The sequence below is a fragment of the Nitrosomonas ureae genome, from assembly GCF_900206265.1.
GTDB classification, from domain to species: domain Bacteria; phylum Pseudomonadota; class Gammaproteobacteria; order Burkholderiales; family Nitrosomonadaceae; genus Nitrosomonas; species Nitrosomonas ureae_C.
In genome coordinates, this window is sequence record NZ_LT907782.1 from 700,423 (window position 1) to 715,901 (window position 15,479).

Genomic DNA, 15,479 nt, shown 5'->3' on the forward strand with positions numbered 1-15,479 from the left:
ATTTGACTTAACTGCGTCAGACACCCTGCTGCTTCCAGGCCAAATCCGGTTCACGCGCAGCCTTGACATCATCCAGCTTACGTACCGGCATAGTATGCGGCGCGCCTTTCACCATATCCGGTTGTGTTTCGATTTCCTGCAGGATTTCTTTCATTGATGTGACAAAAGCATCCAGCGTCTCTTTGGATTCCGTTTCGGCTGGTTCGATTAACAAGCATTCGGGAACCAACAGTGGAAAATATGTCGTTGGGGCATGATAACCTTTATCGAGCAGGCGTTTGGCCAGATTCATAGCGGTTACGCCGGTTTTATCCTTGATATCCTTCAGCGTTACGATGAATTCATGGCTGGCGCGGCGATTCGGATAAGCAATTTCAAATCCCGCTTTGCGCAATTCAGCCATCAAATAGTTGGCATTCAGTGTGGCAAACTCGGAAATGCGATGCATCCCATCCAATCCCAGTAAGCGAACATAGATATATGCACGTAGCAGCACACCGGCATTCCCCATGTGTGCGGACAATCGGCCAATAGATTGCGGTTTGTCCTTTTCAGTAATCCAGCGATAAGTATCACCTTCCTTGGCAACAATGGGAATCGGCATAAAAGGTAACAAGCGTTCAGCCACGCCTACCGGCGCAGAACCCGGACCTCCACCGCCATGCGGAGTCGAAAAGGTTTTGTGCAGATTGATATGGATCACATCAAAGCCCATATCACCCGGTTTCACTTTACCCAATACCGCATTCAGATTGGCGCCGTCGTAATACAGCAAGCCACCCGCCTGATGCACCACACGACTCATTTCAGCAACATTTTTTTCAAACACGCCTAAAGTCGATGGGTTAGTTAGCATCAGCCCGGCAGTTTTTGGCCCAACGGCGGCTTTCAATGCGTCCAGATCCACATTACCATCTTTGTCGGTAGCGATCTCCACTACTTTGAAACCGCACATCACTGCAGTAGCCGGATTTGTACCATGCGCTGCATCGGGCACAATGATTTCAGTGCGTTCAAAATCGCCGCGCGATTCGTGATAGGCACGAATCATCATAACGCCAATCAATTCCCCCTGGGCACCCGCCATCGGTGTCAGGCTGACACCGGCCATGCCGGTAACCGATTTCAGGATTTCCTGCAACTCATACATGCACGCAAGATAACCTTGTCCGGTGTCTTCAGGTGCCAGTGGATGCCGGGATAGAAACTGCGGCAACATCGCTAATGAATTACACGCGCGCGGATTGTATTTCATCGTGCATGAACCTAGAGGATAAAACTCGGTATCAATCGAAAAATTCTTTTGTGATAAGCGAGTGAAGTGACGCACCGTATCCATCTCGGAAACTTCCGGCAGCAGCACTTTCGATTTGCGCTGCAGATTCTGCGGAATTGCAGACTTGCTTGCCGGTTTTGCCGGTGATTGGGAATAATTAAAACGCCCTGGGCGCGAGTGTTCAAATATCAACATGATCTATAGATTCAATCTCAATTTATTGCTTCAAGGCAGCCATGGCTGCGTCATAATTAGGTTCATCCGCAATTTCCGGAACCAGTTCAGCATGAATAATTGTGTCTGACTCATCCAACACAATTACCGCACGCGCTGTAATCCCACCAAATGGACTATCGGCGATCAAAACTCCATAATCCTTCATAAAATTGGCACCACGCATGGTCGATAATGTAATTACTTTATCCAAACCTTCAGCGTCAGTAAATCGGCTCATGGCGAAAGGCAAATCAGCGGCAATAATCAATACTACGGTATTGTCCATATTACTTGCCTGCTGGTTGAATTTACGGGTTGAAATTGCACATACCGGCGTATCCAGACTGGGAACAATGTTCAATACTTTCTTTTTTCCTGCATAATTGGCCAATGTAACATCCTGCAGATCTCGATTGACCAAAGAAAATGCCGGTGCCTTTTGACCGACTTTTGGAAAAGTACCTTCAATTTTGATGGGATTTCCTTTGAGAGTAACCATGATTTTTCCTTAACAATATAGTTGAAAGTAATAGGTTTAAGTAAAGCGAGGTTAATTAACCAAGCACTTGCTGCATGGCGGTTGCATAATTTCGCAAATCAGATTCAGTCTTGGTTTCCGTTGCACAAACCAACAAGGTATTACCCAATTCAGGATATTGCCCTTGCAAATTATATCCCCCCAGAATGCCTTTCTGTTTCAGCTTATTCAACACATCAGCAACAGGCTTAGACAAAGTTAATGCAGTCTCATGAAATACGGGCCCGCTAAATGTTCTTTCCACACCCTTAATCTTCACCATCTGTTCGACCAATTCCAGCGTATTGGCGTGAGATTGTGCCGCCACCCGACGCAATCCTTCCGGCCCCACTAACGACATAAAAATAGTGGCTGCGGTCACCATCAACCCTTGATTGGTACAAATATTGGATGTTGCTTTGGAACGGCGGATATGTTGTTCGCGCGCCTGCAGGGTCAGCACAAATCCTTCTTTGCCATCCAAATCCGAAGTACGACCAATAATACGTCCTGGCATCTGACGCACCAGCTCGTTTTTGCACGCCATAAAACCAAAGTATGGACCACCACTGGATAAAGGTATTCCTAGGGGCTGGCCTTCACCGACAGCAATATCGGCACCCTTGCTGCCCCACTCTCCAGGAGGAGTCAATACTGCCAACGTAGTTGGATTAACAACACCGATGGCAAAAGCATTTTTGCTATGCGCCCAATCGGTCAATGCATCGACTTGTTCCAACACCCCAAAGAAATTAGGTTGCGGAATCACCAGAGCGGCAAAATCTTCATGATTCGAGTTGACTAATGATTCCGGTAGAATTTGTCCGCATTCAGTGCAGTAAGGCAATTCCACCACTTCAATTTTTTGATTGCTGACAATAGCACGAACCACCTGACGATAAACAGGGTGAACTGTTTGCGGAATCAAAATACGCCGCGACGTTTTGTGCGAACGCACTGCCATTAAAGCAGCTTCAGCCAGCGCCGTAGCACCGTCATACATGCTGGCATTGGACACATCCATCCCGGTCAGAGAAGCCATCATGGATTGATATTCATACAATAACTGCAAAGTCCCTTGACTGGCTTCTGCTTGATAAGGTGTATAGGAAGAATAAAACTCTCCGCGCGTGGTGATCTGCCAAACCGCCGCAGGTATATGATGCTCATAAGCACCCGCACCAATGAAGTTTTGATAAAACCCATCTTGAGTAGCACGTGCCATCATCAGTCGAGTTATTTCCATTTCGCTCAGTCCGGGAGGAACGCCTGTTAATTCACCGCTGATCAATTCTTTTGGAATTTCATCAAAAAGCTCTTCAATTGTTTTCGCGCCAATGCTGGCAAGCATTTCGGTAACATCTTCTTTGGTATGTGGAATAAACGGCATGATTTATCTAGAAAACTTTCAGAAATAAGACATTAAAATAGTAAAACAAAGTACATTTCAATCCTGGATAGACGTTAGTGATCCTCGTTCTCGACCAACTCGTTATAAGCAGTTGCATCCATTAATCCATCCAGCTCGGCTGTATTACTGGGTTTTAATTTAAATAACCAGGCGGAATAAGCATCTTCGTTTATTTTTCCTGGCTCATCGACCAGCGGAGAATTCACCGCGGTAACTTCACCCGAGATAGGAGAATATACATCTGCAGCTGCCTTGACTGATTCCGCTACTGCGCATTCCTCTTTTTGTTTAAGCACACGTCCAACTTCCGGTAATTCGATAAACACCATATCACCGAGTAATTCCTGCGCATGATGGGTAATACCAACAGTGACTGTACCGTCCGCCTCGGATTTTACCCATTCATGAGATTTGCTATATTTTAAATGTGTTGGAATACTCATTTTTCACTCCGGATTAAAGTAATCAAATATTTTTAATTAATTGTTATTAAACCAATACTTTGCCATTTCGCACGAATGGGTATTTTACCACCTTTGCGCGCAGCTTTTTATCGCGCACGATGACATCGACTTCATCTCCAATGGTTATTTGCGCGGGGATACGTGCCAAAGCAATCGATTGGTTCATGGTTGGCGAGAATCCGCCACTGGTAATCTCACCCGAATACTCAACGCCATCTTTTTGTCCGACAACTAGTTGATGGCTTCTCAATACACCACGATCAACTAGTACCAATCCTACTAATTGGTGCGTAACAACGGTATCTGACAGTATCTGTTTACCAATGAAATCACGTTCACTTTTCAGATCAACGGTCCAAGACAAGCCGGATTCCAACGGATTCTTTGTCTCATCCATATCTTGACCGTATAAATTCATACCCGCTTCCAGACGCAGCGTATCACGCGCACCCAATCCAGCAGGGGCAACACCAGCAGCATATAACGATTTCCAGAATACAGGCGCATCGGCAGCAGGCAAAATAATCTCAAAGCCATCTTCGCCGGTATAGCCCGTACGTGCAATGAAGTATTGCCCGATAACTGCGGATTGAAATTGCTTTAGCTCTTCTGTCGCTGATTGAGAATTTGGAATGACCTGCCAGACTTTGGCGCGGGCATTGGGGCCTTGCACAGCAATCATGGCAAGATCGCGCCTTGGTGTAATTTCGAGATTAGGTGCCCATTCATCACGTTTTTTGAGCATCCAGGCGACATCCTTATCCGCTGTGCCAGCATTGACCACGATGCGGAACCAAGTTTCAGACAAAAAATATATGATCAGATCATCAATAATACCTGCTTGCGGGGTCAGCATGCAGGAATACAGCGCTTTGCCAGGAAGCGTCAATTTATCAACATTATTTGCCACCAGCCTGCGTAGAAAGTCGCGCACATTGTCGCCTTTAATATCCACGGGCAACATGTGTGAGACATCAAACATGCCTGCATCCTGACGGACTTTATGGTGCTCGTCTAACTGTGAGCCGTAATGCAACGGCATATCCCAGCCACCAAAATCCACCATTTTGGCATTCATATCGCGATGGGTTTGATTAAGGGGTGTCATTTTCAGCACGGAATTCTCCCGGAAATAGATAAAAGTCATCTCAGATGGCTTCGCACCCCTCTGTCCTTTTACCTGAGAGATTTACAGATTAGCATCCGCGTGCCCCTTCGGTGGTCAAAAATAATTTTTTGACACTCTCCAGATTGCCCGTCACAAGCGGTTCTCAAGGAACAAGTCTGACTTGACCCTGCCTGAGCGATTCCGGGGGGTTACGCCTTCGGCGGCGCTTCTTAATGATTAGCGCGCTCTCCTGCTTGGACTTCAAATGGCTGAGTGCGAACTATACTCTAGTAACAATGTTTTATACAAGCAAGCCATTCAAATAAATTTTCTGACCGGTTATAAACGATGATGATCAAAAAAGTAAACTGATTGGCAGGTACAAAGAAAGCTCGAATGATCGGTTTAAAATAATAAATAATTATTTTAATATTAATCTCTTGAAAATCTTATTCCAATCGTTGCGTGAGTATCGGATACCGTTAATATGGCAGAAAAATGATCATCGATTTGAATCCACTGCGCACCACCAAATTTGATAGTGGCCGGAGTAAGCGGATCACATCCTCTTGCATTTTGCAATTCATCCGGAATATTCATACAAACTGAATGATATAGCTGCTGTGCCATGTCGATATCGGAATCAGGTATCGGTGCATCACGCGCTGTGGGACTTTTGTTCCGTCCGCCACTCATGCCCCGATAATAGGTGATTTGACGAAAAGCCGGATTATCATCGACCTCCACACGGGAAATCGTACTCCGGCCTTTATCTGCATACTCCTGCTTGGTATACAGGGATTCATTGACCTTCGTGTAATCTCGCGCTTGCAGAATTTTCGCAATCATTTCCACTGGCGTACTAATTGAAATACCCTCGATTTCAATCGTTTCTAAAATATTTTTTTCCGGGCTGCTGGCCCACCCTTGCGATACAGCAATGCATAATATCGCAGTGATCCATAACAACATGGGCTTCCAGATAAAACAGCCCTGCCGTGAATTCTGCCATTTCATATTGTTCATCTCAACCTCCTTGTAAAAATATCAATGCGCATGTTCCCCAGGCGGAGGCATGATTTCACCCTCCTGATTAAGTTGTCTCAATTGGAGTGTTAAAGCATCGAAATTTTGCCAGCCGAATCCCTCAAATTGAGCCACCCATCGTGCACGCAAGTAACCGAAACGATCGGTGATAAATTCCATGTGCCTGGGAAACATTCCCTTGCCCGATAGATCAGGAACTGTTCTAACCCGTCGGTAGAGCCAATAACTATCTTTGATTTCTGACCACCCCTCAATGACCACTGGAAAATTTGCAATTTCAGTGATTTGTTCTAACTCCCATAGCTCCAGGGCACGAATCGGTACCGCCAAAACCTCGGTATCTAGCGCCTTGATCCGATCGTATGAAGCAGCCAATTGAAAAAAACGCTCTTTGGATTGCGGCCAGGAAAACAACACCAGCAATACATTCTTGCGTAAACGAAAATCCCTTAAATTGCCACTAGAACCGTCACTCGCTGCATAGTTAAACACCGGCGATGCGATGACAGGCATCTCGGGTAAAATCATACTCCCCAACAAGCGTGAATCAAAACCACGCGATAATGCGTGAAGAAAATTGATCAAATCCCAGCGATCATCTTCGGACAAAGTTGCAGCAAAACCCGGCATCTCCGTCCCCGGAATACCATGCGTCAGTAGATGAAAAACATTACCTACAGTATATTGTGCCGTATGCTGTTGTGTGAGCAGATCAGTAGGGTCCCGTACCTCGGGATCGGCAACGGGCTGAGTACCCTTGCCTTGCGGACCGTGACAGTTGATGCAGTTTTCTGCGAACAGGCGGGAGCCATTGACAATGGAAATGGTATCAAAAGGTACCGTCGGCTTCAGGTAAGTCTCAGGATAGGCTTCAATCGCCAAAGGCGGCAAAGCAATCGCCATTGAACTGATCCCCAGAAAACCAGGTACTAAAATCTTTACCATCCTGCTCCAATGGTATCTCTTACCCAGCCAAACAGTACACAATGCAATGAAAAACAAAACAACTCCAGACCACACCATTTCCTGCACATACGGCTCATCCCAAGTTGCATTGATCGAAAAACGGAATGGATAGGGCCAATTCTCAATCACCGTATGCTTGGCTGGCAACGTGTTGGCCAGAATAGTTGCAAGCAGCACCAGCAATAATGCCAACAAAAACTCAATGCCGACCCACTGTCTTAGATGTTTGGCACTGCGATGGGCCTGTTCAGTGCCCTCCTCGAACAGCATGGGAAGCCACCGGTAACGTGCATGATAGGCAATCACCAAAATAACCGTCAGGACGCTTAACTTCGCGATCAACAGCCAACCGTAAGGACTGGCAACCAGGGTATGATAAAAAGTTTCAACCAGGCGATCGGTAACGATCAGGCCGGTAACGGCCAGTAAAAGTATTACAGGTAACGCAACGGCCGAGAATTTCTTTAGATAATTGGCCGTTTCCAAATCAACTGCTTTACCGGATTTGTAGTTGCTATATAAGATAAAAAGAAAGGCCGGTAACGCACCAAACCAGACACCTGCCAATAATATATGCACGGCATACGGTGCAACCGCTGCAACAGACATCTCATCCGCACTGGAATGACTCATCAACGTACCCGCTATCAACGGGAGAGAGGCGGCAACTGCCCATAAAAGATAGTGCCATCGTTCCCGCTGAATACGCCGAAAATAAAGTATAACTATCAATAATATACTTGCCAGTATCGCACGCGCCACCCAAATATAGCCAATCTGCGTCTTCTGCACGATTTCCAGCCAGACAAATGGATTCCAAGCGTTAGCAGCAACTCCCGTGGCTTCACCCGTAGTGACGGCCAGGATGCCAAGCAATCCTAACAAGATAATGCCTGCCATCCATGGAAACCACTTTTCAAGCCGACCAACCCACGAGGTTTCAAACAATGTCTTCGGTTGACCAATAATTACCAGAAAAATACAACTTCCGAACAAAATTAAATTAGCGGTCAATTGTGACCACCGTGCACCTGCAGCAATGATTTCAATCATGGGTTTACGATAGGAACATTTCTATTATTGTGATAATTCCCGCAAGATAGATTGCGACAGACAACAACTCAATCAGCAGGCAGTTCAAAATTGTGAGCTCAAATAAAATTATTAAAACATTCTACCTTGAGTTGAAGGATATTCAAGCCTGCAAATTACGCAAGTGAGCAGATTACTCTGCCTATTGCCTGAGAGATAATCATTACAATTTGTTCATTGAACTAATAGACCCGCTTTGCTGGGTTCAGATGCTTAAGACATATTAATCGGCCAGCCATCACGTCGGCTATATATTTCGAGATCATGCGGAAAAATTCTTACCTGCTGAGCTCTACGCATCTATATCGTCTTGAATCCACCGTGCTCCGATGATATGCACCGTCGCAGAGTGGTGCTGGAGGAATTGCCGTGCAACGGTAAACCATGAATAAAATTGGTGAATTACGTCATCATAAACAAACTGTAAAACCAAAGAAGAACGGAACGGGGGGTAGCAAGCCATCTTTTTACTGTTAATGTAAACATGGCTTGCCGGATTGTTTCTCGCGCTATCTATTTAAGATGCATGCTATTTTTGACCGATTTTACTCCGGCGACGCCGCTGGCCACTTCAATCGCTTTATTAATACTGGCGGAGGAGCTTACAAAGCCGCTGAGCTGCACTACCCCCTTGAATGTTTCGACATTAATTTCGGTAGCCTTCAGTGTCGGCTCATTCAATATGGCGGCTTTTACCTTGGTGGTAATAACAGTATCGTCAAAATATTCTCCTGTCCCTTCCTGTTTATGCGTTGACCCACATCCCACGGTAACGAGTAATGCCACAGTCAAAAAAGGTAAAAGGAATAATCTCGTGAAGTACTTCATAATTCAATCTCCTGTCAATTGCTCATCTCAAACGATCAGCTTGGTTAGATCAATAATACCCCGAACTGGTTATTCAACCATCCTTCTCATACTACACTTGCAATCATGATCAATCTAGTGGCGCATGCTCGCCATTTGTTTGCATGTTTCGGCACAGTCTCTACAGGCTTCGACACATTGATCCATATCTCCGGTTTTTTCGCAATCTATTGCGCATGCTTCACAAATCTCGGCACAAATAGCGCAAACAGCGCTGGAATGAGCGGCACCACTGAGCATGAAATTAGCTGACGTCTGACAGATTTCGGCACAACTCATCAGTAGTCGGAAGTGCGTGGATTCAACATGTTCCCCACCGGTTTCAAGGCAATGATTCATCCCCATGTGCAGGCAAATCTGATAACAACGGGTACAGGCTGCAATACAGGCTTGCATATCATGCTTGGTGTAGATTGACTGATTCATAAATGTCTCCTAAGGTAAGTAGTGAGTGGATAAAGATAAATAAACAATGAAACAATACAATTAGTTAAGGAAATTCTGAAAAGCACGAATTGATCATATTGAACACAATGATCAATCTTCAATAATGAATTAATAAATTACTCGTCATGCATGAAATGTCACTTGTTCGGAATTTATTTAACACGACAAACAATACTGCAATGAAATAACCCCATAACATAATGTTTTTATGACAGAAGCTGGAATCACGCGAACAACTGCAACTATAGTTACAATGCTAATCGTGGTCTGTGCGGTATCATACATATTCAAAAAATGATCAGACGAAACAATCATCGGCTTGATTTTTGACTTGACTTTGGGACCAGGACTTAACATATTTGCCCATTGAATTTTTCGATGTGTCGCATCGCGCGACTGCATAAAAGTGCATAAGAAGATATTTATTACAACGACGAATAAACGGGTTAAGCGCAAGGCTTTATCCTGCGCGATTCATCCATGATTTACCAAGGATTTATCATTTCTTATGGCGAATATGAATGCGATTGATACTTTTCAGTTTGCCTTACGATCATTACTGGCTCATCGGCTGCGTACGGTATTGTCGGCATCGGGAATTGCCATCGGAATTGCAGCGGTCATTCTCCTGACCGCTATTGGCGATGGCGTACAACGCTTTGTATTATCCGAATTCACTCAGTTTGGCACTAATATCGTCACGATTACACCGGGAAAAATCAATACACATGGCGGCTCCCTGGGTGCTATCGGTAGCGCGCGATTGTTGACGATAGAAGATGCGATGGCCTTGCGGCAAAGTCGCCACGCCGAATATATCAATGCCAGCGTAGTCGGCAATGCGGAAATCCGCGCACAAGGTCGTAGCCGCCGTGTGACGGCGTACGGCCAAGGACCCGATTTCGCCAAGGCATTTAATATGCAAGTCGAAATCGGACAATTTTTGCCTGATGATGATCCGCGTAATCCACGAGCATACGCAGTATTGGGTGCAAAAGTACGCGCGGAGATATTCGGCGACACTAACCCTCTCGGTGCAATCCTGCAGGTTGGTGGTTCGCGCTTCCGTGTGATCGGTGTCATGGCATCGAAGGGTCAAGTACTCGGGTTTGATCTGGATGACACTGTTTTCATACCCACCACTCGAGCATTGGAAGTGTTCAACCGGCAAGGTGTGATGGAAATTCAACTGGCCTACTTTCCCGATGTTCCGGTGTACGCCGTTGTCGACGATATCCGGCGCATCCTGATTGCACGTCACGGGCGGGAGGATTTCAGCATCAAACCGCAGCAGCAAATGCTCAGTACTTTATCCACTGTGTTGGGCGTATTAAAGTTTGCGGTTGCTGCACTAGGCGGTATTTCTTTGATAGTAGGCGCAGTCGGCATGGTCACGTTAATGCATATCGCGGTTTCTGAACGAGTATCGGAAATCGGTTTGCTTACTGCTTTAGGTGCGACACGTACGCGCATCCGTATTTTATTCTTGCTGGAATCCATTGCGCTTTCCACACTGGGTGGGTTAGCAGGATTATTTATCGGCGCAGGCATCGCCTGGTTGCTCAAATTATTGATTAGCGATCTGCCCGTGAATATTCCATGGGATTATGTACTGGGTGCCTTGTGCATATCGATGGTGATTGGCCTCGCCGCCGGTGTGATCCCAGCCATGCAGGCGGCAAAACTAAACCCAGTGGATGCATTACGTACAGATTAATCGATAGGTAACTCATTGTTTTCTTATTTTTACCGTCCTGAGCACTACTTCAGTAATGCGATTTAAGCTGATATATAATCCGGCATACTTTACTCTTTCCAAGCTGCAAGAAACAGAATGAACCCAAATGTGATATATGAAGCATACTGTAAAGTTTTGTAGCCTCATAATACTGACAAATGTGAGCATTGCCTCATGTCATGCAGTTAATTTCACCTACAAAGGCGGCCCTAGGGTCAAGACTGATGATGGCAAATTTGAAATTGGGTTAAACGGCCGCGGACACTTCGATGTGCATTCGTTATATCCTGATCAGGCAAATCCGGGTTATCCTGCATTGGGCAGTCAACTTTTGTATGGCGATGATCGTGATGGCTTTAATTGGCGCAGAACCTACGCCACCATTACGGGAAGAATTTATGGGGTTAATTTTAAATTCGAAGATGATTTCGCAATTAATGCGACTACCGGCTTTCCACATAGCCTTCGAGAAGCCTGGATAGCAACGGGATTGGGAACGGGTCAGTTAACCATCGGGCAATTCAAGCCGTACCGGGGATTGGAAGAAATAACCAGCTCCAATGAAATCACCTTGATGGAACGACCATCAACCTCCTCTACCGGAATATACAGCGGACGTCAATTTCTGACTGGTATTGGCTATCGGGGAATGGTCAAGGACAATCTGGGTTTTGGCATTCATGTGATGAGCCTGTCGCACTTTGGTTTGCCGTTTACAGGGATCAGCTATGGCGGTCGCGCGGTCTGGCTGCCGATCGACAAAGCAGGCCACATTCTGCATCTTGGGCTTTCTGCCAGTCGGGATACCACCAATAAAGATTCCCTCTCAGCTGGAGTGGTCGACGTTTACGGTGGACGCCAAGGCATCACTCAATCCTTGGGAATCGCCGGAACCAGCTTGGGCGTGCCTAACCATAATAGTCAATCCACCTTTGCTGCAGAAACCGCATATTCCTTCGGGCCGTTTACACTACAAGGGGAATATGCCATCACAAGGCTAGATAATACCCATCAAACAGCTGGAAACAGCAGGGATTCCACCATTCATGCTTTTTATGTGCAAGCCAGCTGGTTTGTGACTGGAGAAACTGCCGTGTATAGGAAAGATCGCGGTGCTTTTGGTAAACCTCAGCCAAACGGTCGATGGGGCGCAGTGGAATTTGCTGGACGTTATGATCTGGCTGAGAATTCCAATCAAAGCCTCACCGCCAATCCATGTAGAACAGGTACCTCAAAATGCCAGATTCAAGTCGTCACATTGGGTGTAAATTGGTACCCTTATACGAACATCCGGTTTATGCTGAATTATTATTTCGCTGATGCGGTATTTGGAAACACCGGCTTGAATACGCCAACGCGTACTGATCATTTTTCAGTGCTTTCTTTCCGAACTCAGCTCAGCTTCTAATAGACTAATGCGATAACCACCGGAATTTCCAATTTTCTGTCAATCTATTAATCAAGGAGGTCTTGCATGCGCATTCTGCTCGCTTTAATCATGTTTTCTCTAGTGAATTCCGCTCTTGCCTGTAACAATGCACTTTTGGACCAGAATTTTCGTAAGCTTGCAGCATCGGAAATGGTGAATTTATGCGAAACCTACGTCGGCAAAGTGTTGCTCGTTGTAAATACCGCCAGCAAATGCGGCTACACACCGCAGTATGAGGAGTTGGAACAACTGTATGATAAATATCAATCCAAAGGATTGGTCGTACTGGGTTTCCCATCCAATGATTTTATGGGACAGGAACCTGGAACCGAAGCTGAAATTCAAGATTTCTGCCGCTTGACTTACGATGTAAAATTCCCAATGTTTGAGAAAACCACGGTAAAAAAAGGCCATGCGCATCCATTTTATGTTCAATTGGCTGAATTATCCGGCACCTATCCGACCTGGAATTTCCAAAAATATTTAATCGGCCGCGACGGCCAATTCATCGTCCAATTCAGTCCGCACACCAAGCCTTCCGACCAAGCTGTAGTAACAGCAATCGAACAAGCGCTAAGGCAATAAATTAATGAACAAACAACAGCGATCTCCGTCTGATTTACCAGACAACCAGAAGTCGGAAATAAGCATCCTTGCGCTCTTGATCATGTCCTTGTTTATCGGGCTGATTGCCGGGGCCGGCCTCGACAAGTTTTATATACTGCCAATAGCAATCATCTCTGCAGTGATACTTATTTCCAATCGAAACAAAATTGCCAGTGCAGTTCAACCGGAAAAAATCTCACGACAGCATATAAAGCCGGTAGAAAACAATTATATTTGGCCTGAATCGGGACAGTTTGCCTGCATAATTGCAACGGCTCCGTATCAGCAAGTGCTTCAACAATTGGCACAGGAAAATGCTATCAATCTGGATGAAAACCCAATTACAAAAACACATATTCTGAAAGCCCATCTGATAATCGACAATAGTAACCCTTTTGACAGTGACGTGGTTCATATCGACATTGCTGGGTATACCGTCTATTATCTAAATCGTGAAGAATCCATAAGTTTCCGCCGCAGACTCCACGAAAAAGGGGTCTGTAACCAAATTATTACTTGTAATGCAATTATTTCTGGAAGCAGCGAAACAAATAAAGAACCTTTCCGCTATACAGTAAAACTCGACATTGAGCCATTCTGAAAAATAATAACTCATAGGAATTACTGGCCAATTCCGAGTAAATTCACTTTTCAGCATCTTCCTACTAAGCGGTTACAATTAGACTGTAATAAACCCGCTGCTCTGCTCAACTTAAAACAAGGTAATCTGAATTTTAATCACTACCCGCTTAAAAGCTCCCAAATCTCTCAGGAGCATATCGAACCATATCATGTTCCAGTGATTGTAACTTTTCCCTCATCAAATTGCCTACATACAATTGAGAGTTTGAAGGAATCAGATTCTCCGATATTTCGCGTTGTTTGATTTTTTCTATCGCTTGATTGAAACCATCAATGAATTGATATGACTTGCCTTCTACATTCTTGAATAACGTTTCACCAAAATAAGTAAATTCATTTTCACTGGAACATCCAAAAGAAGCCTTATCTGAAGCTGCAGCAGTAAAAATCAGACTGGTTTCATTTTTCAGTGCATCAATAAAAGCACCAGAGTAACACGCAGAAACCAAAATAATGCGCCATTGTATGCCTGCATCATCCAGATAAGCTCTAATATCATTCGGACCTATGGCGTTGAGTTCAAGCGGCCACATGCTAATTGAAAGCTCATGATCGAAAGAACCGTGACTGGTTAAATACAACAGCACGATATCTTCCTCAGGATTTATTTTACCGCCTAAGTGATTTAATGCAATTTTCAGATTTGTGGATGAAGCGAGCGGTGTTGTATCGATTGTTTTCAAGTTATTAATCAACGCAATGGACCGACCTGTCGCGCCAAGGTTGTGATTCATGACATTCTGTACATTAATAACTTCTCTCATGAATACATCTTGCGAAGAATCAGCGCCAAACCCGATAAAGAATAGATCGGTTATGCCTTTTACACCGGGTTCGATAGCATTAAGCGCATTATTCAGCAATTGATACTGGTTATAGTAAACCTGTTCTTGATTGACGTAGCCTAATTCATCATCATTATAAGCGATCAACGCTTCTGAATAATCAAAATCCTCATGCCAGAAACTTAACGAAACATTCGTCAGTGGATACGAAACACCTATCCAAAGCATGACAATCAGCAGTGCCTTAATTTTTTGCCCATTTAATAACTGCAATGCAACATAAAAACAGACACCCAGAATCCATAGTGTATAAACCATATACCCAGCTTCAAAGTAAGCATCTGGTAAGAAAGGTATAACCACAATAGAAAAGAGATAAAAAAAAGGCAATATGCTGTATGTGATAGTCAGGAACCGTAATAAGTAGTCTTGTTTATCACAAAGCTTTGCCAGTACAAACCCCACCAGAAGAACTCCCAGTAGCTCCACACCTATATATCCCAAACCAAACCACCCGAAAACCGGATTGGGTGTCATTACATACGAAGCAGCAAGTGTTGTTAAGACATAAAAACCCAAGAGCAAAACGAACTGATCATGCGAAACCGTTACCCGATCAATAATATTACGATGGAACATTAACAGTTTTATGCCACAGGCAAGATTCAGAAATAAGGTTTGAAGTTCTTTAATTGCCCCAGATTGCTTCAGCTCTTTAGGAATACTTGCATATAAATCCATGTTTATCTCCAGGGTTAATATCGGCCAATACAACAAACCCAACTAAGTACGGCATTAACTCATTCTAAATAAAGATGCCATCAGCGCACTCACAATCATTTTTTCATACTTTTGCTATCAAAGCTCA

Annotated in this window: 14 protein-coding genes and 1 riboswitch; of the genes, 4 read left to right on the forward strand and 10 right to left on the reverse strand. The window is 44.7% G+C overall.

Annotation, left to right across the window (positions count from 1 at the left end; all coding sequences use genetic code 11):
* Positions 1 to 16 precede the first annotated feature (16 nt).
* The 9 genes from gcvPB to CPG39_RS03145 form a co-directional block, all read right to left on the reverse strand.
* A complete protein-coding gene (gene gcvPB / locus CPG39_RS03105; protein ID WP_096291984.1) occupies positions 17 to 1,471 on the reverse strand; it encodes an aminomethyl-transferring glycine dehydrogenase subunit GcvPB in 1,455 nt (484 codons plus the stop codon).
* A gap of 22 nt (positions 1,472 to 1,493) precedes the next feature.
* On the reverse strand, positions 1,494 to 1,991 hold the full coding sequence (gene tpx, locus CPG39_RS03110) for a thiol peroxidase (RefSeq protein WP_013647776.1): 498 nt from the start codon (positions 1,989 to 1,991) through the stop codon (positions 1,494 to 1,496).
* 55 nt (positions 1,992 to 2,046) lie between these two features.
* Positions 2,047 to 3,399: an aminomethyl-transferring glycine dehydrogenase subunit GcvPA gene (gene gcvPA, locus CPG39_RS03115; protein ID WP_096291985.1), complete on the reverse strand. Its 1,353-nt coding sequence runs from the start codon at positions 3,397 to 3,399 to the stop codon at positions 2,047 to 2,049.
* Between the two features lie 74 nt (positions 3,400 to 3,473).
* On the reverse strand, positions 3,474 to 3,863 hold the full coding sequence (gene gcvH / locus CPG39_RS03120; RefSeq protein ID WP_013647778.1) for a glycine cleavage system protein GcvH: 390 nt from the start codon (positions 3,861 to 3,863) through the stop codon (positions 3,474 to 3,476).
* A 46-nt stretch (positions 3,864 to 3,909) separates the two neighbouring features.
* Positions 3,910 to 5,001, reverse strand: a complete 1,092-nt coding sequence (gcvT, locus tag CPG39_RS03125; protein WP_096291986.1) for a glycine cleavage system aminomethyltransferase GcvT — start codon at positions 4,999 to 5,001, stop codon at positions 3,910 to 3,912.
* Between the two features lie 41 nt (positions 5,002 to 5,042).
* Positions 5,043 to 5,144: riboswitch (glycine riboswitch) on the reverse strand.
* Between the two features lie 280 nt (positions 5,145 to 5,424).
* Positions 5,425 to 6,018 carry a hypothetical protein gene (locus CPG39_RS03130; protein WP_096291987.1) on the reverse strand — a complete coding sequence of 198 codons (594 nt, stop codon included), beginning with the start codon at positions 6,016 to 6,018 and terminating at the stop codon, positions 5,425 to 5,427.
* A gap of 21 nt (positions 6,019 to 6,039) precedes the next feature.
* Entirely contained in the window at positions 6,040 to 8,058 is a 2,019-nt protein-coding gene (locus CPG39_RS03135; protein ID WP_096291988.1) for a CopD family protein, read from the reverse strand.
* A 552-nt stretch (positions 8,059 to 8,610) separates the two neighbouring features.
* On the reverse strand, positions 8,611 to 8,925 hold the full coding sequence (locus CPG39_RS03140) for a BON domain-containing protein (RefSeq protein WP_096291989.1): 315 nt from the start codon (positions 8,923 to 8,925) through the stop codon (positions 8,611 to 8,613).
* A gap of 114 nt (positions 8,926 to 9,039) precedes the next feature.
* Entirely contained in the window at positions 9,040 to 9,390 is a 351-nt protein-coding gene (locus CPG39_RS03145) for a four-helix bundle copper-binding protein (RefSeq protein ID WP_096291990.1), read from the reverse strand.
* Positions 9,391 to 9,928: 538 nt separating this feature from the next.
* Between CPG39_RS03145 and CPG39_RS03150 the strand changes: the two genes are divergently transcribed.
* From CPG39_RS03150 to CPG39_RS03165, 4 genes are all read left to right on the forward strand, one after another.
* Positions 9,929 to 11,128 (forward strand): ABC transporter permease, encoded by a 1,200-nt coding sequence (locus CPG39_RS03150; protein ID WP_096291991.1) that lies wholly within the window; start codon positions 9,929 to 9,931, stop codon positions 11,126 to 11,128.
* Positions 11,129 to 11,309: 181 nt separating this feature from the next.
* On the forward strand, positions 11,310 to 12,557 hold the full coding sequence (locus CPG39_RS03155) for an OprO/OprP family phosphate-selective porin (protein ID WP_231990377.1): 1,248 nt from the start codon (positions 11,310 to 11,312) through the stop codon (positions 12,555 to 12,557).
* Positions 12,558 to 12,623: 66 nt separating this feature from the next.
* On the forward strand, positions 12,624 to 13,163 hold the full coding sequence (locus tag CPG39_RS03160; protein ID WP_096291993.1) for a glutathione peroxidase: 540 nt from the start codon (positions 12,624 to 12,626) through the stop codon (positions 13,161 to 13,163).
* A 4-nt stretch (positions 13,164 to 13,167) separates the two neighbouring features.
* Positions 13,168 to 13,785 carry a hypothetical protein gene (locus CPG39_RS03165; RefSeq protein ID WP_145956200.1) on the forward strand — a complete coding sequence of 206 codons (618 nt, stop codon included), beginning with the start codon at positions 13,168 to 13,170 and terminating at the stop codon, positions 13,783 to 13,785.
* Positions 13,786 to 13,933: 148 nt separating this feature from the next.
* On the opposite strand, the gene CPG39_RS03170 is transcribed toward CPG39_RS03165, so the two are convergent.
* A complete protein-coding gene (locus tag CPG39_RS03170; RefSeq protein ID WP_096291995.1) occupies positions 13,934 to 15,352 on the reverse strand; it encodes a C13 family peptidase in 1,419 nt (472 codons plus the stop codon).
* Between the last annotated feature and the right edge of the window lie 127 nt (positions 15,353 to 15,479).